The organism is Planococcus sp. FY231025, assembly GCF_052078085.1.
Classification (GTDB): Bacteria; Bacillota; Bacilli; order Bacillales_A; family Planococcaceae; genus Planococcus.
The window spans coordinates 96,922-116,331 of record NZ_JBQJJG010000007.1; the positions used below are offsets into that span (position 1 = coordinate 96,922).

16 protein-coding genes are annotated in these 19,410 nt (G+C 48.8%); 13 read left to right on the forward strand and 3 right to left on the reverse strand.

From position 1 onward, the window contains the following. Positions 1–89 precede the first annotated feature (89 nt). Positions 90–1,337, reverse strand: a complete 1,248-nt coding sequence (locus ACTL32_RS10345) for a DNA/RNA non-specific endonuclease (protein WP_441341398.1) — start codon at positions 1,335–1,337, stop codon at positions 90–92. Positions 1,338–1,978: 641 nt separating this feature from the next. On the opposite strand from ACTL32_RS10345, the gene ACTL32_RS10350 reads away from it, so the two are divergent. Then, positions 1,979–2,698 carry a DUF4386 domain-containing protein gene (locus ACTL32_RS10350; protein WP_441341399.1) on the forward strand — a complete coding sequence of 240 codons (720 nt, stop codon included), beginning with the start codon at positions 1,979–1,981 and terminating at the stop codon, positions 2,696–2,698. Positions 2,699–2,822: 124 nt separating this feature from the next. On the opposite strand, the gene ACTL32_RS10355 is transcribed toward ACTL32_RS10350, so the two are convergent. Further along, a complete protein-coding gene (locus tag ACTL32_RS10355) occupies positions 2,823–3,470 on the reverse strand; it encodes a peptidoglycan-binding domain-containing protein (RefSeq protein ID WP_441341400.1) in 648 nt (215 codons plus the stop codon). Positions 3,471–3,762: 292 nt separating this feature from the next. Here ACTL32_RS10355 and ACTL32_RS10360 point away from each other — a divergent pair, with 292 nt between their 5' ends. The 8 genes from ACTL32_RS10360 to ACTL32_RS10395 all read left to right on the forward strand — a co-directional run bounded on the left by ACTL32_RS10360 (position 3,763) and on the right by ACTL32_RS10395 (position 9,730). Then, complete coding sequence (locus ACTL32_RS10360; RefSeq protein WP_441341659.1) at positions 3,763–4,431, forward strand: vWA domain-containing protein; 669 nt, start codon at positions 3,763–3,765, stop codon at positions 4,429–4,431. A gap of 96 nt (positions 4,432–4,527) precedes the next feature. After that, positions 4,528–5,037 carry a YfiT family bacillithiol transferase gene (locus tag ACTL32_RS10365; protein ID WP_441341401.1) on the forward strand — a complete coding sequence of 170 codons (510 nt, stop codon included), beginning with the start codon at positions 4,528–4,530 and terminating at the stop codon, positions 5,035–5,037. A gap of 172 nt (positions 5,038–5,209) precedes the next feature. Beyond that, positions 5,210–6,196 carry a YhdH/YhfP family quinone oxidoreductase gene (locus tag ACTL32_RS10370; protein ID WP_441341402.1) on the forward strand — a complete coding sequence of 329 codons (987 nt, stop codon included), beginning with the start codon at positions 5,210–5,212 and terminating at the stop codon, positions 6,194–6,196. A gap of 44 nt (positions 6,197–6,240) precedes the next feature. Then, positions 6,241–7,050: a TspO/MBR family protein gene (locus ACTL32_RS10375; RefSeq protein WP_441341403.1), complete on the forward strand. Its 810-nt coding sequence runs from the start codon at positions 6,241–6,243 to the stop codon at positions 7,048–7,050. Between the two features lie 176 nt (positions 7,051–7,226). Then, entirely contained in the window at positions 7,227–7,904 is a 678-nt protein-coding gene (locus ACTL32_RS10380; RefSeq protein ID WP_441341404.1) for a type 1 glutamine amidotransferase domain-containing protein, read from the forward strand. A 3-nt stretch (positions 7,905–7,907) separates the two neighbouring features. After that, on the forward strand, positions 7,908–8,192 hold the full coding sequence (locus ACTL32_RS10385) for a putative quinol monooxygenase (RefSeq protein WP_441341405.1): 285 nt from the start codon (positions 7,908–7,910) through the stop codon (positions 8,190–8,192). A 196-nt stretch (positions 8,193–8,388) separates the two neighbouring features. Next, on the forward strand, positions 8,389–8,895 hold the full coding sequence (locus ACTL32_RS10390) for a TspO/MBR family protein (RefSeq protein ID WP_441341406.1): 507 nt from the start codon (positions 8,389–8,391) through the stop codon (positions 8,893–8,895). A 262-nt stretch (positions 8,896–9,157) separates the two neighbouring features. Then, entirely contained in the window at positions 9,158–9,730 is a 573-nt protein-coding gene (locus ACTL32_RS10395; protein ID WP_441341407.1) for a DUF2269 family protein, read from the forward strand. A 207-nt stretch (positions 9,731–9,937) separates the two neighbouring features. Here the strand turns inward: ACTL32_RS10395 and ACTL32_RS10400 are convergent, their stop codons facing one another. Next, a complete protein-coding gene (locus ACTL32_RS10400) occupies positions 9,938–10,978 on the reverse strand; it encodes an aromatic acid exporter family protein (RefSeq protein WP_441341660.1) in 1,041 nt (346 codons plus the stop codon). Positions 10,979–11,329: 351 nt separating this feature from the next. Between ACTL32_RS10400 and ACTL32_RS10405 the strand changes: the two genes are divergently transcribed. From ACTL32_RS10405 to ACTL32_RS10420, 4 genes are read left to right on the forward strand one after another with little or no spacing between them, the layout of a single operon-like run. Continuing rightward, positions 11,330–12,799: a TIGR02677 family protein gene (locus ACTL32_RS10405; protein ID WP_441341408.1), complete on the forward strand. Its 1,470-nt coding sequence runs from the start codon at positions 11,330–11,332 to the stop codon at positions 12,797–12,799. Then, complete coding sequence (locus ACTL32_RS10410; protein ID WP_441341409.1) at positions 12,796–13,965, forward strand: TIGR02678 family protein; 1,170 nt, start codon at positions 12,796–12,798, stop codon at positions 13,963–13,965. Before ACTL32_RS10405 ends, ACTL32_RS10410 begins: the two co-directional genes overlap by 4 nt. After that, positions 13,955–18,064 carry a TIGR02680 family protein gene (locus tag ACTL32_RS10415; RefSeq protein WP_441341410.1) on the forward strand — a complete coding sequence of 1,370 codons (4,110 nt, stop codon included), beginning with the start codon at positions 13,955–13,957 and terminating at the stop codon, positions 18,062–18,064. The genes ACTL32_RS10410 and ACTL32_RS10415 overlap by 11 nt, the downstream gene beginning before the upstream one ends. Continuing rightward, positions 18,061–19,320 (forward strand): TIGR02679 family protein, encoded by a 1,260-nt coding sequence (locus ACTL32_RS10420; RefSeq protein ID WP_441341411.1) that lies wholly within the window; start codon positions 18,061–18,063, stop codon positions 19,318–19,320. Before ACTL32_RS10415 ends, ACTL32_RS10420 begins: the two co-directional genes overlap by 4 nt. Positions 19,321–19,410: the final 90 nt, after the last annotated feature.

Below are 19,410 nucleotides of genomic sequence, written 5' to 3' on the forward strand. Positions count from 1 at the left end.
TTCTCTTTGTCAAACAGCATTCTACATAGACAAAAAATCCGCCTTCTCCTAGGAGAGGGCGGATTTCTTTTCGAAATGCGTTCAAGGTTTTATTCGCCGACCATGCCGTCGTTGTCGTTATCCCGCATATAAGGATATAGCCAATGATCGCTCATGATCGGCATAGAGAAACCGGCATCTTTCGCTTCTTGGATCGTCACCTGGCCATTGCCGTTCGTGTCCACACTCGAAACATCGCCGCCTGTGTTGGCAGGAGGTGCTTCCGCTGGGGCACTTTCTGTGGCTGCAGGGCTTGAAGACGCAGGTTCGCTGCCGGTCAACCCGAGTGAGGCGTTCACTTCATCCGGGTTCACGTTGCCGAATGTATCGACGACTTCATTGCCCATTACCGTGTACGTGTACTGGTAATGTGAAGGGACCTGGGTGTCCGTGTCCGAGTAGGTAATGATCGCTTCAAAATCGGTCGCGCCGCCAGCATCGCGGATGACGTCTTCCATATAAGCCTGGTCGCCATGGCGGTTGAGCGTGCTTTCCTGTGGCGTGATGTTATAGGCATTCGACACGCCGCCGAGCGAATCCGCGATGACATGCCCTTCGTCTAACATGTCGCTTTCGACGCCCGGAACCTTCGCTTCATCTGAGTAATATCTGCCGTTCGACGTTACAGGTTCGCTATTGTCGTCCTGTACAATGATTTCTTCAGCCACGACACGTACGAGTTGTCCGTGTTCATTCGTAAAGGCCCAGTATTCACGGTCCCCAAACCCGATATCAACGACGATGTTAGCTTCGCGGGTTCCAGACAAATCACCGCCATCAACTTCGATCAATTCGTAACCGGCGAACAGTTCATTCTTTTGTTGGGCTGCTGCTTTTTCTTTCTCAGCCAGTTCCTGCGCCGCTTTCTCTTTCGCAAGCGCTTCAGCCTTCGCTTTTTCTGCAGCTGCCTTCTCGTTCGCCAGCTTCTCAGCCGCCGCTTTTTCTTCAGCTTCTTTTTCTATCGCCAGACGTGCTTCTTCTTTTTCCTTTTCGAGCTCTGCCTGTTTCTCAACTTCTTCCTGGGCAAGGCGCTGTTCTTCGGCTTTTTCCGCGGCCGCTTGTTCTTTCTGGGCTTCCATCTGTTCACTTTCGACGTCGGCTGCCGTTTCAACTTCGTCTGCTGTCGATCCGAAGCCGATACCAGAACCGATGATCACGGCAAATGAAATACCTGCCGCAAGGCCCGCTTGCTTAAGAGTCAGCCCTTTTTTGAACAAAGCACGGACGAGCAACATCACGATGCTCGCAGCAAAAGCCAGCAAGCCAAGCAGCATCAATAAACCAAATAAAACACTCATTTCATATTTCCCCCTGTTTTCTCTCTAGCTAGATCTATATTGCTATTTTCTAAAGATGACTATAACATAATTTGGAAGGTAAATACTAGGGTGGATAAATTTTTGATTGGAATTATTTGGATCCGTTAGCCATGATTGCTTCCTGTATAAAAAACTCATAAATGAGACCCTGTGTAGGGAAAGCTTTAATTTATTCAAGACAATTGCATAGCTTAACAGCCATCCTCAATGAAACTAGCCGGTTCGAGGGTGGCTTTTACATGTTTATGGGCATCAGGAAATATCCATAATTGTTCCGTACACAGGGACGAAATGAGAACTCGTGGAAACCAGTAAAATGCAGGAAGTTCGAAAAAGCAGGAAGTAAAGTTAGTGAAAAAGCGACTCTGTGGTGAACACAATTCAAGCAGTTTTTTATTCTATTTAAGAAGTAAGATGATTATTGCAGCAGAAAGCATTTGGCATTGCTAAAAAAACCCAATAGATATAGAATGAATCTATAATATTTCAGAAAAATCTGATAAATATAAGGTTTTTATCAATAAGACATAATCTCTCTGATTGTCCTTTTATTTTACATAGAATAATCTCAATTCCAGCCACACAAATTGAATCAAATACGAAAAATCGGAGGGAGAAAGATGAGCAGCGGCATTGCTGAAAAACCATTGTCTTTTTACGCAAGAGTTGCAGGGGTCAGCTTATTGCTAGCAGGGGTATCAGGGCTGTTTGCGAATATTTTTGTAATGGGGGGATTATTGGTACCGGATGATGCAACCGCAACCGTAAGTAATATCACAGCCAATGATTTGCTTTTCCGCTTTGGGGTTCTCGGTTTTATCGTCATGACTATTCTGGATCTCGTTATCGCCTGGGCCCTTTATGTTCTGCTGAAACCAGTAAATAAGAATGTTGCATTGCTGGTGATTTTGTTCCGGGTGGTCTATGTAGCAATGTCTTCCGCTGCCCTCTTCAACTTTTTAAACATTTCACATTTTTTGATTGATGATGCCCGCTTGGAAGCCATTGAACCAAATCAGATAGGCTTCGAAGTAATGATGTTCCTTGATGCGATTAATAATGCATGGACTATTGGCCTTGTATTTTTCGGCTTGCATTTGCTTTTGCTCGGCTACCTCATGTTCAAGTCCCTTTTTATTCCTAGACTATTCGGGATTTTGATGCTGCTTGCAGGGGTGGGTTACTTTATCGACAATATCTTGAGGGTACTGTTATCTAACTATACCGATTTTATTGGAATCTTTTCACTGATCGTCTTTGTGGTACCTATTCTAGCGGAATTAGCATTCGCTATCTGGTTATTAGTGAAAGGGAAGAAGGTATTGGATAGAAGGTCTTGAGAAATTGCGGCCTTGGGAAACCCTATGTTTAAATGAAAAATGCCCGCCCGATTTTTCGGGTGGGCATGCCTTATGATGGAGCGCAGTGCATAAAGTTTAAACGAGTTTCCTGTGGAAATAAATCTTATTGATGTTCCCTGTATATAGCAACCCACGTATTCACGCCGACAATGCCATCAACTTTCAAGCCTTTGTCCCTCTGGTACTGCTGGACATTTCTTTTGGTTTCGGGTCCAAAGACTCCATCCACCGCTGTTTTTAATCCGTACTGGTTCAATGTCCATTGGAGAAGCAGCACTTCCATCCGATTGCTTCCTTCGCGCAGCGTAAACTGATGTTCCGGTGCGATGTCCATCAAATTTCTCAGCTCGGCCGGGAGTTCTTCTTCTGGATCTGTTGGTTTTTTATGTTCCGCGTATAGTGCGGCCCATGTATTTACGCCGACAATGCCGTCGACTTTTAAGCCTTTATCTTTCTGGTATTGCCGGACGTTCTTGTCGGTGGCCGTTCCAAAAACGGCATCAACCGCCGTTTTCAAGCCATAATGATTCAACGTCCACTGGAGGAGTTTCACTTCAAGCCGTGTGCTTCCTTTGCGCAGCGTAAACTGATGCTCCGGAGCGATGTTCATGAGATTCGCAAGCTTGGCTGGCAGCTTGTATTCCTTGGCTGCAGTTGAATGGCTTGTAGCTTCCGCTGGCTGAAAAGATAGGGGAGAGACGACCAATAACCCGACTGCCAGCAACATGGGAACCCATTTCTTCTTCTTCACGGCTCATTCCTCCTGAATTTGTAGTTGCCCCCTAGGTACCCAATCTACAATGAACCGAAACGACCCTATGGAAAAATAAACCCCTTTGGATTTGTAGCTTTTTTTGGGACAGCCGAAAAAGGAGAAAGCCTGTAACGTAACCATAGTTTTTATGCCTAATACTTTACATATATAGGGATTCACTGTCATTAAGCTCTCTAAGAAGCTATACTTTAGAAAAAGAAGCATACAGGGGGCGTACGTCTTGGGTTTATTCGATAAACTGTTTAAGAAGCCGGAACAAGAAGAGAAGATCAGCGGAATCACGTTGAAGAAAAAAGCGGCAACGATCGTTCTGGAGAAGAAGAAGTTGACCGGGGTTTCGGCCAGAGTCGGCGTGGTGCTGGATATTTCAGGTTCGATGCGGAAATTGTACAACGAAGGCGTCGTGCAGGATGTGGTGGAGCGGGTGCTCGCGGTCGCGAGCCAATTCGATGATGACGGCGAGCTGGATGTCTGGGTCTACGACAACGAATTCTCGCGGCTACCGGCAGCGACTGAGTCCACGTTCATGGGCTATGTGGAAAAGAATATCCTGTCGAACTCGGGCGTCCACAAATTCGGCCGCAACGACGAACCGAAAGTGATGGAAGACGTGATCCGCAAGTATACGAAACAGGATCCGAGCGGCGAGCCGGTGTTCCTCGTCTTCATCAACGACGGCGGCTGCAAGCCAGGGATCAAGAAGTTCATCGTGGAATCATCAAACCAGCCGATCTTCTGGCAGTTTGTCGGGATTGGCGACTCGAACTTCGATGTCCTCAGAAAGCTCGATACCATGGAAGGGCGCGTCGTCGACAACGCGAACTTTTTCCATCTCAACGATATCAGCCAAGTATCGGACGCGGAATTGTACGACCAGCTGTTGAATGAGTTTCCGATGTGGTTGAAGGAAGCGAAGGCGAAGGGGATTTTGAAGTAAACGCTCAAGGCTCCAGTTTACAAAACATCAGCCCATTGATATATTGAGCCTGAATGCGATGGTTCACAAATACGGATAAGGAAAGAGGTTGGACAAATGGATGTGCAATTCCCTATTGGAAAATTGGAAGTTCCTGAACACGTAACAACTGAACATGTGCAAGAATGGCTCGGGAAAATCGGCACCTACACGACACGCTTGAGAAACGTGGTCGATGGCTTGGACGACGAACAGCTCGGCAAGCGGTACCGGGAAGGCAGCTGGACGGTGCGACAGCTCGTGCACCATATCGCCGATTCGCAGCTGACGATGTATCAGCGCCTGCGGCTGGCGTTGACAGATGACAATCCGACGGTCCCGCCTTTCGACCAGGAAAAATGGGCGGAACTTCCGGACAACGAACTGCCGGTGGAAAGCTCGGTTCGCATTCTGGAAGGCTTGAATGAACGCATCGTCGCCATCGGAAAACATGTGACGGACGACCAACTGAAGCGCGTCTTCACCCATGAAACGAACGGCGAGATCAGCGTCGCGACGAAACTCGCAAAACTGTGCTGGCACGAAGAGCATCATTTGGAACACATCAAGATTGCGTTAACGAACTGAATCGCTTCTGTGCCAACTTTGAAACGATACACTCATAAATCCTTCAACCAACGACACACCCGCTGCAACAAAATGGCGGATGTGTTTTTTATTTTCACCAGCAGGGTTTTACTGGAAAACAGTTTGGCTGCGAAGCCATTACGGGAAGAGATAAGAGAGGAGGGATATACGGATGGATTCATTTAAAGCGATTGTAGTGAAAGAGCAGGGAGAAGAAGTGGTTTTCGGCGTGGAACAGGTCGGTGAGGCACAGTTGTCAGAAGGGAACGTCACGATCAAAGTGGCGTATTCGTCGATCAATTACAAGGACATGCTCGCGGTGCAGAAAAAAGGCGGCGTGATTCGGAACTACCCAATGATTCCCGGAATTGATTTGAGCGGCACAGTGGTCGAGTCGGGCGATTCCCGTTTCCAGGAAGGACAGGAAGTCATCGTCACCGGATTCGAAATGGGCATGAGCCATACGGGCGGCTTCGCCGAATACGCACGGGTGCCTGCGGATTGGGTGGTGGCGTTGCCGGAAGGGTTAAGCCTGCGCGATGCGATGGTCTTCGGGACCGCCGGATTTACGGCTGCCTTGTCGATCCTGGCTTTGGAGAAGAACGGCATGGATCCGGAACAGAATCCGAGAATCCTGGTGACCGGTTCGACAGGCGGCGTCGGCAGCATTGCGGTGCAGATGCTCGAGAAGATCGGCTACCGGAACATTACGGCTTTGGTCCGCAAAGACCATCAAGTGGACGTGTCGAAAACGCTCGGCGCGCATAGCGCCATTTTCCCGGATGATTTGGGCGAGCTGAAAAAGCCGTTGAACAAGGAAAAATTCGATTACGTCTTGGATACGGTCGGCGGGTACGTCACTTCTGTAGTGATTCCGCAGCTGTCCTACGGCGGCAGCATAAGCACGTGCGGAATGGCAGCCGGGATTGAGCTGAAGGCGACGGTGTTGCCGTTCATCCTGCGCGGCATCAACTTGCTCGGCATCGACTCGGTCAATGTGCCGATCGACAAGCGCCCGGCGATTTGGGAGAAGATGGCGAAGGACTGGAACATTGCCGGAACGACATTGGTGGATGAGATCTCGCTTGAAGAAGTACCTGGCACGATTGACGCCATCAAGAACGGCCAGCACCTCGGACGGACGATTGTAAAATGCTGATGAAAAGCATTGGGCCACAAGAATAACGAAAGGATGGGTTCATTGTGGAGGGAAGCGCGCAGAAAAAAGTAACGTTATTCACTATATTGAATCTGGTTTTTTATTTTGTGACGCTCGGCGTCAATTACCTTGGCTCATCCGGCTTTTTCGCGGGGAACAGCCAGAAGGACATCTCCGACGAATACATGACGCTCATTTCTCCGGCACCGTTCACGTTTTCGATTTGGGGCGTCATTTATACGCTGGTGCTGATTACGCTGGTCTATTTGTTCGTCAAACGGAAAGATGCGGGAGTCAGCAAGCTCGCCCTGATATTCTCGCCGTGGTTTATTTTGAGTTCGGTATTCAACATGGCTTGGATCGTCGCGTTCTCGTATGAAGGGCTCTTCATCTCGACGATTTTGATTATTGGCCTCCTGTTCTCATTGCTCGTCATCATCGGGAAAATTTATACGCACCGCTTCCAAGTGCCGTCGACTTTGGCAGGGATCAGCTTCACGCTTTACGCGGCGTGGGTGACCATCGCGACCGTCGTCAACACGGCGCTGCTGTTGGTGCAGCTGGACTGGAGCGGCTTCGGCATTTCCTATTCGGTCTGGACGCTGATCATCTTGGGCGTGGCCATCGCGTTTGTGCTCATTTATATCTCGCGGTACAAAAATGCCGTCTTCCCGCTTCCATTGGCATGGGCATTCTTCGGGATCTACGGTTCGTATACAAGCGGACGGGTCAAACCCGAATTAGCATCGGCCATCCAGTGGCTGCTGATCGCGGGCATCGTGATTTTTGTGGCCGCGGCGGTCTGGCGATTCATTAAAAATGATAAGGCTCTTTTCCCGAGAGAGTCGGTTTAAGGGCATACGGAATAAAACAGGCACACCAGCTTCTTTTAAAGGGCTTGTGTGCCTGTTTTGGCAGCAAGTAACGAATGGAAACGGAAGTTGTCGTTCTTGTCAGTTTGTTTGAACCCGAAACCATTCGGGAAAAACTAGTGTCATGACGATTTATAAATCAGAGGAGGAAACTCAACATGGCAAAAGTATTAGCAGTTTTATCAAGCGGACACACGGACACGGAAAACAACTACGAAACCGGCTGGTGGGCGGAAGAACTGTTTGCGCCGATGGAGATCTTGCAGAAAGCGGGACACCAAGTGGACCTGGCGTCGCCAAAGGGCGGCAAGCCGACGCTTGACCAGGCCAGCATCAGTGAAGACTACGACCCGGAAGGCAAATACAAAAAAATGTATGAATCAGGGTTGGCGGACGATACCAAGAAACTTTCGGATGTGAATGCAGAAGAGTATGACGCGGTGTTCATCGTCGGCGGCCACGGCGCAATGTATGACCTGGCTGAAAACGGGACGCTGCACAACATTATCAATTCCGTTTACGACAACGGAAACATCGTATCAGCCGTTTGCCACGGACCGGCGCCGTTGATCTGGACGAAGCGTCCGGACGGCAAAAGCATCATCGAGGGCTTGGACGTAACCGGCTATCCTGAAGCGGTTGAACCGGAAGGGCTACCTGAGATCCTGCCGTTCAGCCTGGAAGGCAAAATGGACGAAATCGCCAATTATTCCTCAGACCAAAAAGTGGTATGGGGCAATGAGCAATTGGTGACCGGGCGCGATCCGTTTTCTTCTGAAGCGTTAGCCGAAGAATTGGTGAAAGCGCTGGATAAACGAAACAAGCAGGTGAACTGAGCGATGGAGCCTATCGTAATTACGGCAATCCTGAAAGCGAAGGAAAACATGGAAGAACAATTGTTGGCGGAATTGGTCAAAGTGCAGGAAGGTTCCCGTGCAGAAGCGGGCTGCCTGAACTATGATCTCCACCAATCCATCGAAGACGGCACATTCGTCCTCCACGAAACATGGAAAGACAACGATGCGTTGGAGAGCCATGTCGGCTCGCCTCATTACCAGGAATACCGCACGAACACGGCGGACCTGGTTTCCAAGCGGGAAGTCTATAAGCTGAAGGCCCTCTAATCCGTTGGCGGGCAAGTTTTAGAGAATGCGAAATACAGAACTTTGCGGAGAAACACCGCAGAGTTCTGTATTTTTGTGTTAAGAGGAGAGCGGGGTATGTTCTGCTGGATCGGAAAAAGGGTATCCTTTTCTAAAGGACCGAATGGCTGAGTGGTTGGTTGCAAGACCCTTTCGACAAACGAATTCGAAGGAGGAAATGAGCATAGAATTCTTCAAAGTGAACGGTAAGATCAACTCCGGAAAACTGGCGTTGAGTATCTTGGTGCCGACGGTCGGCGGGTCATTGGCCGGCGCGTTTGCCAACCGCAGTACCCAAGAAGAGTACGATGAATTGAAAAAGCCTTCATTTTCCCCACCACCCTGGATCCTTCCCGTGGCATGGACCGCTCTTTACACTTCAATGGGAGTGGCGAAATACCGGGCGGCCCAAAAAGCCGCATTGAAAAACGAGGAAGATAAAGTGCTTGTCCCCTACAATCTCCAGCTGGGACTGAACTTCCTGTGGTCGTTCCTTTTCTTCAAATGGGGGCTGCGCGGCACGGCGCTTGCGGAGATGGTGTTGATGCTCGCCGCCATCACCTGGACAACGTATGAATTTTACCAATACGACCGAACGGCTGGCACGCTCATGGTTCCGTATATCGCTTGGGTGATATACGGAACCATGGGCTTGAATGCTTCGATTTGGAACTTGAATAAATGAAGGATTGGAAAACTCCATTAAATCGTTGTTTGCATGATTAATGTAATGAATTCTAAATTTTTAGAAATCTTATAGTTTTTTATTTTGAAAAGGCGTATACTGATTACGAAATTATCGAGAGGGCAAGAACTTATGCGGTAAAAGACCACCAATAGAAAGGGGAATGCACAGTAGAAAGGGTCATAAAGAGCTGCTAGTCACCACAGCCAGCGGAAACGAAACCAAATTCTCGATGACTTAACCGGAGAAGAGGAAAAACACGATGCTTTACAATGTTGTATTGTTTCTCCATATACTAGGTGCGGTGATCATGTTCATGGCCATTGCGATTCTGGCATTAGCGATGCTTTCTTTGCTGCAGTCAAAAGACACGGAAAACGTCAAGCGCTGGTCAGGGCTTGCAGTAAAGACGGACGGATTGTTTCCGATGAGTACGCTGTTGATACTGGCGCCTGCCCTGTACCTCGTCTTTTCCACTTGGGGCTGGGGAACGGCATGGATCAATGTGTCCTTAGCTACGCTTCTTGGCACCAGTTTTTTGGGTCCGGTCATCAACCTTCGCCGACTGAAAGGGATTCTGGCCGCTGCAGAAGCGGAGACGGAAGCTGTTCCTTCCGTTGGCTTAATGAATAAGGTGAGAGACCGGGTGCTGTGGAATTCGGTTTCCGTCATGTCCATGCTAGTTGTGGGAATCCTTTTCCTGATGGCGGTTAAACTCGCTTTGGTCGGTTCGTTGATTACAATGGTGATTGCTGTAGCAGCAGGATTTGCCTTATCGAATGTTATTCTGGCCAAAACCAGACAAGAGACTTCCACAGATACTGTATCATTTTGATGAAAATCGCGTCTTATGCACGGAAAGCTACGGCAAGTGCGTACCGCAGCAGCCACTTCAATGAAATCAGGAGTTTTTCTTGTGTGGCTTCGTCTGTTCACCACAAGCATAAGGGAACGATCCTTATGAATTCAAAAAAGCCGCGCCAGAACTGTTCAGTTCTGGCGCGGCTTTTGTGCATCGCAAAATTAATTGATCCTATGATTTTTACGCTTTCTCTACGGCCTTCACGCTATTCGGATCAAAAAACTTATCGACCAAATCATAAATCGTCATGAGCTCGTAGAGGATCGTGAACTCCGGCGGAAAGAGGGTGGGGTGCAGCGCATCGTTTGCCGGCACCCGCTTGCTGTTTTCCCAGAAGAGATCCGTGATTCTCTTCAATTCGTCCTGGTGCTTTTCGTGATCGTAATGAACGGCATGCCGCAAGTCGTCCGCAAGCGCCGTAACGGCGTGCATGATTATCTCCCGCTCGCCTGCTGTCCATTTGATGTCCTGCAGCGGGACGCGGAGCAGGGCATTCAAATGGTACTCGAAATTGTCCAGAAACAGCAATTGCCTCTCCGCCACCCGAAGCTCGGCTTCCCGGTTGCGGACCCAAGGGTACAGGCTCGCTTCATCACGCTGGTAATGGACCAGTTTCTCGGTCTTCTGGATTTCCGTCGTCAGCTGCTTCACAATTTTCTTGTCTTCCTGAAGGTTCGCATCTCCATCGAAGAGGATGGTGCGGAAGGTATGTTCCAGCAGGCTTCCTGCACGCGCGCTGATGCTATGGATGCTTTTCAGGATATCGGTACTGTAGTTGGGCGGGAAGACGAGCATGTTAACCGCTGTCGACACGAGCAAGCCGATCGTTGTCGTCCCCAACCGGATGAAGAAAGAAATTAGCACATGGTCGTGGATGACTTCCACCATCGCAACAGAAGTCAATGTGGCGACGAGCAGGCCGGCATGCAGATTGAGCCGGTAGCAGACGAGAATCGTGGCCACCGCAGCGAGTGTATAGGTGATCGGAGAATTCCCGAAGAGCGTGATAAAGAGAACCGCGAAGGCCGAACCGATGGCCGATGCCGGGAACCGGACCAGCCCCTTTTTGATCGAATCGCTGACCGTCGGTTCGATCGTCACGATGGCCGTGATGACCGCAAAGACAGGCGGCCAGCCGAACCATTCGCAAATGACGGCTGTCAAAAAGATAGCGATGCCGGTTTTCAGAATCCGGCTGCCATTGAAACGAAAGGATCGCATCATCGTTCAACCATCCTTCCTTTGATGTAATTAATTCACTGTAGTCCAGTATATCATCCGTTTTCTAACACAATCTAAAAAATTTAGAATGGGCACATGAGTTTATGTCTCTGTGTAAAATGACTCTTATCTTATAACAATATATATTCTTACCACTTAGAAACTTGTTACAACAGTATTCCGAGTGTGTTTGTTCTTTTTACTCACTTTTATTCAACTATGAAGATATTGAAGAGCCGATCCAGAATGGTAGCATATAGTCTTTCTCTTTAAAATATTTTGAACAATTGGCGTCTTATTGTGTTTTCTAGTACGATAGAACTAATGCAGCTAGAGTTTGGAGGCGAGATCATGAAAGAAGAACAGTTAAAGCGCATAAAAGAAGCCACGTATTTATCAACGGAGAAGGCGGGGACGTACCGGGCGATTCTGCGCTTCTTTTACGTTCAACATGAACGGATGAAGGAGTTTTTGTTGCCAGAGGAAGTATTCGCACATCTCAAGGATTATTTGATTTTCGAAAACTATACTTTGGACGAACTCCACGGTGATTTGACTCAGCTAGTGAAATGGGACAATCTGTTCGCCCAGCAGGAGAGCGGGAATGTACGAACCATCGAGGAATTCAAGAAACGCCGTTTCCGTTATCAGTGTACGCCGTATACTGTCGATTTCGAGCGTATGCTCATCAGTATGGAAAAGATGGACACATTTGGCGGTTCGCTCGAGAAGACGCAATTCGACCGCCTGTACAAATGCCTGAAGAGTATCGAAGTTTCTGGGGATGACAATGATGAAACGTGCGCGCAGCACTGGGATGATGTCCTGACTTATTTCAATAAGATCCGGCAGAACACATCTGATTATTTCGCATATCTCCGCAGTGAAGATGCGAGTGAACAAATGAAATCGGAAGCGTTTCTTCTGTATAAAGATAACTTCACCGCCTACTTGCGAGATTTTATCATTGCGCTGCAACAGACTGCTTCACAGATACAAGGGCTTTTGCTGTCGTTTGACGGCCGGCATATGGAGGTGTTTTTTGAAAAAGTCGCCAGTCACGAAGAAAAGACGTTCCGCTTTGAGCAGTCTGGAACGGAAGCGATTATCGAAATGCAAGAGAAATGGATCAACATCAAGGATTGGTTTTTAGGCGGTGAAGATAGCCAATATGAGACAATTCAACGACAGACGAACGAAGCAATCCGTCGTATCACACGTATCGTGCAGCGTCTGGGTGAGCGCAATCAACAGTTCCGGAGCCGGAAAGACGATTACTTGCACCTTGCCGATTGGTTTGCGGGAATGGATTCGGTTGATGAAGCACATAAGCTGTCTTCAGTTGTATTCGGCGTATTCCATACCCGTCATTTTCATTCGGACCACATATCGACCGATGATATCTATGCCGATACATGGGAAGAGCAACCGATGGTTCACGAAACACTGCCACGGATTTTAAAATACGGCGAAAAAACAAAGGCGACGGAGATGTCAGACCACCGGGCGCGGAAAGAGGAAGCCAAGCGGGAACACCTCAAGCGGCGCAGTGAGGAAAAACGGGTTATCGAGCAGTACATGAAAGGCAGTGAAATTCGTCTCGATGAATTACCCACTGTAGAGCCGTATGTGCGCAAATTGCTATTGTCGTGGATAGGCAAGGCAATGGTAAAGGAAGACCGGATAATTCAGACGGAGTATGGGACGAAAGTGGAAGTAACTCTTGATTCGCATGAAATGGTGTTGCTAAAATCTTCAGACGGCACGCTCGAAATGCCGAATGCACACTTCCGCTTCATCCAGGAAGAGGTGACATCATGAATGAGCGGGAAGAGCAGTTTGATGAACAGACAGAAGAAGCGCTCGGGCTGTTATTCGAACAGTTTTGGGTATTGAGGGAAGATGAACCTGACGCTTACCGGCTGATCAGGGACCGCGAGCATAAATTGAAGCGCTATATTAGCGACAAATTCGGTTTTGACTTGATTATCCGCCAGCATTTCATCAAATTGGAGAAAATACCGGTCGAGCCGAAAAGCTGGATGGGTAACCAGGCTTTCCAGGAGCCGATGGACTACGCCATTTTCTGTTGTGCGCTCGCGTTTACGGAACAAAAAGTGGTGAACGAGCAGTTTCTGCTGTCAGATTTAACGGAAAGTATCCAGGACATGTATGGAGGGGATTTTCCCCTAGACTGGATGGATTACCGGCACCGCAAATCGCTCGTGCGTGCACTGAAGGAAATCGCCCGACTGAAACTGATTCAGACGATTGACGGCAATGTAGAGTTGTTCCAGTCGGATGCCGAAGAAGAAGTGTTGTATGAAGTCGCGATTTACGCCCGCTATTTTATGCGGTCATATCCGGACGATCTGTACCGCTTTCATTCTATTGAAGAAATTCTGGAGAGCGAATGGAAGCGGCATCCGGACGACCAACGGCGCAAGCGCGTCTATCGGCAGCTCTTGTTCTCGCCAGTTGTGCACCGCACCTCCGAGGCGGAAGCGGATTTCACATATATCCGCAATTACCGGAACTCGCTACGCGATGATCTAGAAGCACACACGCCGTTTCGACTTGAAGTGTTCAAAAATGCAGCAATGCTAACGCTCCCGGAACGGAAACGGCGCTATACGCTATTCCCAGATCAGCGGGGCATCAGCAGTGTCGCGCTGCATGTAGCGGCATATTTACGGGAGCATAAAGACTTCGAAGCGACGGAGTTTGGGGAGATCCGGCTTCCGAGCCAGACTTTCGAGGCGGTTGTGCGGCAAGTGAAAAAACAACACGGGCACGGCTGGAGCAAACAGCATCGCGATGAGACGGACAAAGAAACGGCCGCTGCGCTTCTCGCTCTTTGGCAGGAATGGGAACTTGCGGAAGTGGACACGGAGCAGGGAATTATCGTCATCCGATCCGGTGCCGGTCGGATGGTCGGCCATTATCCGAAAGACTACATGAAAGAAGTGAAGCGAAGTGGCGAATAAATGGAAAATGAACCGGGCAGGACTGTTGAATTTCTGGTATTACGATGAAGAGATATTTGATTTCGAAAACGGCAAACTTTTACTGCGCGGCAGTAACGGTTCCGGGAAGTCGGTCACGATGCAGAGCTTTCTCCCAGTGTTGCTGGACGGGAAGAAATCTCCTGATCGGCTCGATCCATTTGGCTCGAAATCACGGCGGATGGAAGATTACCTGCTGGGTGAAAAAGAGATCACTGACCGGGAAGAGCGGACCGGTTATCTATTCCTCGAGTATAAAAAACAAGATACGAATCAGTACGTAACGACAGGTATCGGCATGCAGGCGAAACGCGGCAAGGAATTGAGATCATGGGGATTCGTAATTACGGACAACCGGCGGATTGGCTTCGACTTAGAACTATTCAAAATGGAAAATCAGAACGGGGAGCAGGTAAAAATTCCGAGGTCTCGCATTGAACTCGAAAATCTGATTGGCACCGGTGGAGAAGTTGTTAAGACGAACCAAGAATACATGGCACTTGTGAATAAGCACGTGTTTGGTTTTGCTACCCCGGAAGCTTATAAAGAACTGATTGAGCTTCTCCTCCAGCTCCGAAGCCCAAAGCTTTCGAAGGATTTCAAGCCGACCGTCATTTACGAAATCCTGGAGAGCGCGTTGCCTCCACTGACGGATGAAGACCTTCGCTATCTGTCTGATTCAATCGAGCAGATGGATCAGACGAAACAACAGATCGAACAGCTCGATCGGGAAGTGAAAGCGCTTGGCAGACTGACGAAAGCTTATGACGCCTATAATCATCGGGTTTTATTCGACCAAATCGCGGAACTGAAACGTGCTGCATTGCGCATGAAGAAAGAGCGGGAAGGTGAGAAGGAGATGAAAGCATCTCTCGAAATGCTGGAGTTAAATATCGACGCGCTCGAGCGGGAAGTCCAGGAATACGAGCATCGCGAGAAAGCCCTCAAGCAAACGAAAGACAGGCTTCTTGGCCATCGCGTGTGGTCGCTTGAAGAAGAGTGGAAAAAGGCGCAGGAGACTTATACCGCAGACCAGAACAAGTTCCGCCGCGAGGAAGAGCGACTGTCCGGATATGAAAAAAAAGAACGGGAAAGCTTGCGGGTAATCGAAGCAACGGAAGAAACGCTTGGTCAGCAACTGAACGCGCTAGAAAATCATTTGCAGGACATGGCGTATGAAGGAGAAATGAGCGCGTTTGACCAGCATGGGCAGAACGCGTCGGACTTTGAGCGCCATTTAAAAGAACCCTTTTCATTTGATATATGGGAAAGCGAATCGGCTGCGCATCACAAGCGGATTGAAGAAACGCGAAGCAAACTGCAGTCGTTCGAAGCGCTGAAAGAGAAAATCGCACAGAAAAGGAAAGAAATTGGCGACGTGGAAAAACAGCGTGATGATAAACAACGGGATGAAAAAAGTTGGATTGTGACATTTGAAGAAGATAAACAAGGGAAACTGAACGAGTTCCATGAGTGGGCACAGGCGAACAGTCGATTCGGTATTAATGGTACTGTACACCAGCAAGTGTCCCGGCAAATGGACGAGCTGTTTGTAGATGTTTCGTATGATGAAGTGAAGCGCTGCTATGAGCCATTCGTGCAAGCATATGAAGAACAACTGCAGCTCAAGTCCCTGAAGCTGCAAAACGAACTGCATGTCCTTGAGGATAAACGTGCCGAAAAAACGGTGGAACTCGGCAACCGGAAAGCACAGCGGGAACCAGAACCGAAACGGCATGCTGCAACGGTGGAAGCAAGGCAAGCGCTTGGGGAGCAGGGTGCTTTATTTGCACCGCTGTACGAAGTGGTGGAATTTCAGCCGCACGTACCGGAGGAAACACAGAAACGGCTGGAAGCGGCGCTCATTGACAGTGGCCTGCTAGATGCGCTCATTACGAAACAAGCGATCGATGCTCGATATGATCGCGTGGTCAAGGCGAAGCCGGTCATGCTCGCACATACACTCGCCGATTATTTGAAACCGGATCCCGGTGAAACAGGAATTTCTTCTGAACAAGTGGAAGAAGTGTTGCAAAGTGTGCTTGTCGGTGACAGCGGCGGTGCAGCTGGAGTGGAAGAAAACGGCGCTTACTCACTCGGTATTCTTTTCGGTCATGCCGTTCCGGTCGAGGATGTGCGATATGTTGGACGGGAAGCCCGCCGACGTTTCCGTGAGAAACTCATCCAGGAGCTAACGCTGGAAATTGTATCAATCGAAGAACAGATCAGCACAATCAGGGCGGACCGGGAAACGCTGGCTGCTGAACTGGCCTCGACAAAGGCGGCGTGGCGCGCATTTCCGGATGGTTCTGATCTGAAAACAAGTTTCAATGAAATAATGGAAGCGAAGCTACAAATCCAGTTCCTAAGCGGTCAAATCGAACAAGCGGCAGAAGGGCTCCGCAAGATGGACATCGACTTCCAGCAGTTGAAGTGGGATGTACACTTAGCGACAGGGGCGCTGGGATTGGAAGCGAACTCAGAAGCTTATAAGGAAGCGCTTGGATTTTTACGGACATACGAACAACAATTGGCGGAACTGAGCAGGAAGCATTTAACGCATCTCCATACCGCTGAAAAACTGAAGGATGAACAGAAGCGGCAGGAGACGTTGATGGCAGACATCGATGAACTGAAAGGTGAGTTGAACTTGATGGAAGGTGTGCTCGCCGTCGCTGGGCAAATCCTTCGGCAGCTCGAGGAACAGCTGGAGCGGGAAGGGGCAGAAGATATTCGGGGACAGATACGCTCTGTACAGGATGAGCTTCGGCAAACCGAAGCGGGGCTCGCCGATCGTCGCAGAACCTTGCCTGACAAGATGTCTAAGCGGACAGTTTTGATTGATCAACTCTCAGCAGTCTCTGAAAGGCATGCTTTCTGGACAAATATGCAAGCAAGTTGGAAAAAAGCAGTACAGGTGGAGCTGAAGCGCGGGTTTATTTCGTTGGAGGAAAGTGAATGGGAAGACTTGCCGAACATGGAAGCGACGTTGTCAGTGGATGCATCGAAAGACACAAGCCAGATCGAACGGAAGCTGACAAATGTCTTTTTCGAAGTGCAGACGGATCTCGCGGAGCACCGCATGCGTGAGCGAGGCATTCAGATGGAATCAGAGGAATGGATGGAGGGCATCGACTCGGACGAGTGGCTGCCGGTCATCGATCAATGGCGTCAGAAGACATCGCGACGGCTCATCGATTTCGATAGTCGTGGCATTTCGGTGACACCTTATGCACTATATAAGGAAACTGCGGATGCACAGCTCCTGCAAGAAAACCGCTTGAATGATCAGGACAAGGAATTGTATGAGGAAATCCTGTTCAACTCGGTCGGCCATAAACTTCGCAGCCGGATCCGCCGCGCGGAGCACTGGACCGCTGGGATGAAGAAACTGATGGAAAGCCGCGATTCATCTTCCGGCTTGAAATTCTCGATCCGATGGAAACCGCGGAGCGCGGACTCCGAAGACCAACTGGATACGAAAGATTTGGTGACGTTGCTGAAGCAAGATGCACGACTGCTGAAGGAAGAAGACATGGAACGGATCTCTGCTCACTTCCGATCAAAAATAGAAGCGTCAAAGCAGTGGATGGAAGAAAAAGGGGAAGGGCAGACACTCCTGCAAGTCTTGAAACTCGTACTAGACTACCGCAAATGGTTTTCGTTCGAACTATCATATGAACGGACGAACGAAAAGCGTCGCGAACTTACAAATCATAAATTCTTCACGTTCAGTGGCGGTGAAAAAGCGATGGCAATGTATATTCCGCTATTCACAGCATGCTACTCGCGTTATTTGGAAGCGGCTGACACCGCCCCATATATTATTACGCTTGATGAAGCGTTCGCAGGCGTGGATGAGAATAATATAAAGGAAATGTTCGAAGTTGTCGAACAGCTAGGATTTGACTACATTATGAACTCTCAAGTGCTGTGGGGAGATTATGAGACGGTCAGCAGGTTATCGGTTTGTGAGCTTGTTCGGCCACGCAATGCAGATTTCGTGACCGTTATCCGCTATAAATGGGATGGCCATGCACTTGTGGCGGAACCGGATCTTGAAAGTGTGGTAGTGGAATGAATAAGGAGTTGATTTGCCAAGCTGCCCATTATTTTCAAAGTGCTCCTGTATATCACAAGTTGTTTAGTGAATTTCGATCGAAAATCGAATCGCTCGGTCGGATAGGCGGAACAGTGAATATTGAAAACTACTCAGCCGAGGAACTTGAATCGCTAATGCTTTTCTTCGGAGATTTAAAAAAGAAGAAAGTGATTTCCCTTGCTGCATTCGACAAGAGGTTGCAAGAAACGAAATTCGTGGGTATTCGTCTCCCTGAACTCCTTGAGGTATTTTTTGACGAACCGATTCGTTCTAATAAAGCTGTTCGAAAAGAAAAGCAGGATAAGGAAGAGGCGAAGCTTAAGGAATTTAAGCACTTGCATCCTATTCTAGCCGGTTATTTCGATTATCTCAGCAAGCGGACAGCCGAATCACAATGGATCATCCGGCTCCTATTGATCGACGATTTTGCTAGAAGCGTCCGATTACTGGCGGATGCTGGGAATGCATTGCCAGAGTCGTATGAGCGGCTGCCAGTTTTCAGCCAGCGGGTGAGCGGTAACCCGCACAGCTTCGATCTGTCTGGGATGAATGGCAAACTGCTCATACATTTCCTGAATTTTCGTCTGTACGGCGGAGGAGCACCGCCTTCCGGCACAGAACAAGTGAACGAACTACTGGGACAGTTCCGAATTCTGCGTGATGATATTTCAAATTTTGTATCGTTTGCTAATTTGCTCGGTATGCGGGACGGTGCGGTACATCCTGTGTGGCAAGCTGCTGTTGAAACAGAAAGTGCGGTCAATATGCCGCTGCGGGAATTATTTATGATTGATGGAGCAAGACCGGCAGTCGGACAAGATGTCTATGCTGTCGAGAATTCAGGTGTTTTTTCATCACTGCTCGATGAGGTGCCGGCTGCACCTCTCATCTGCACACACGGTCAATTTAAGTTGGCCGGACTCCGGCTGCTTGATCTTCTTGTAGAATCGGGATGCTGTATTTATTATGCGGGTGATTTCGATCCAGAAGGTATAGCTATGGCAGCACGATTGCACGAGCGTCACCCGAAGTCCGTGAGGCTGTGGTGGATGGATGCGGAATCTTATATGACTGCACAGTCACCTGTTGAAATGGGCGACCGGCTGAAAAAGCTGGAAAGCATTAAGCATGCTGATGTGCAGGAATTGATTCTGAAGATGCATGAAACAGGGAAAGCAGGCTACCAGGAAGCGCTGCTGAAGGGTATGGTTAACGAACTCAAAGAAAAATATTGAGCTTCTTGGTGGCCGTTTTCTATTTTTATCTACCTATGTCAATGGGATTCCAGGACTGAAACCAAAATGTTTTTGTAGTTTAAACTATTT

What these genes read in the sequence shown, in the direction of transcription:
- ACTL32_RS10350 (WP_441341399.1), top strand. Translation starts at nt 1,979, where the DNA reads ATGAGCAGCGGCATTGCTGAAAAACCATTGTCTTTTTACGCAAGAGTT.
- ACTL32_RS10420 (WP_441341411.1), top strand. Translation starts at nt 18,061, where the DNA reads ATGAATAAGGAGTTGATTTGCCAAGCTGCCCATTATTTTCAAAGTGCT.
- ACTL32_RS10410 (WP_441341409.1), top strand. Translation starts at nt 12,796, where the DNA reads ATGAATGAGCGGGAAGAGCAGTTTGATGAACAGACAGAAGAAGCGCTC.
- ACTL32_RS10365 (WP_441341401.1), top strand. Translation starts at nt 4,528, where the DNA reads ATGGATGTGCAATTCCCTATTGGAAAATTGGAAGTTCCTGAACACGTA.
- ACTL32_RS10370 (WP_441341402.1), top strand. Translation starts at nt 5,210, where the DNA reads ATGGATTCATTTAAAGCGATTGTAGTGAAAGAGCAGGGAGAAGAAGTG.
- ACTL32_RS10405 (WP_441341408.1), top strand. Translation starts at nt 11,330, where the DNA reads ATGAAAGAAGAACAGTTAAAGCGCATAAAAGAAGCCACGTATTTATCA.
- ACTL32_RS10385 (WP_441341405.1), top strand. Translation starts at nt 7,908, where the DNA reads ATGGAGCCTATCGTAATTACGGCAATCCTGAAAGCGAAGGAAAACATG.
- ACTL32_RS10395 (WP_441341407.1), top strand. Translation starts at nt 9,158, where the DNA reads ATGCTTTACAATGTTGTATTGTTTCTCCATATACTAGGTGCGGTGATC.
- ACTL32_RS10345 (WP_441341398.1), bottom strand. Translation starts at nt 1,337, where the DNA reads ATGAGTGTTTTATTTGGTTTATTGATGCTGCTTGGCTTGCTGGCTTTT.
- ACTL32_RS10400 (WP_441341660.1), bottom strand. Translation starts at nt 10,978, where the DNA reads ATGCGATCCTTTCGTTTCAATGGCAGCCGGATTCTGAAAACCGGCATC.
- ACTL32_RS10390 (WP_441341406.1), top strand. Translation starts at nt 8,389, where the DNA reads ATGAGCATAGAATTCTTCAAAGTGAACGGTAAGATCAACTCCGGAAAA.
- ACTL32_RS10380 (WP_441341404.1), top strand. Translation starts at nt 7,227, where the DNA reads ATGGCAAAAGTATTAGCAGTTTTATCAAGCGGACACACGGACACGGAA.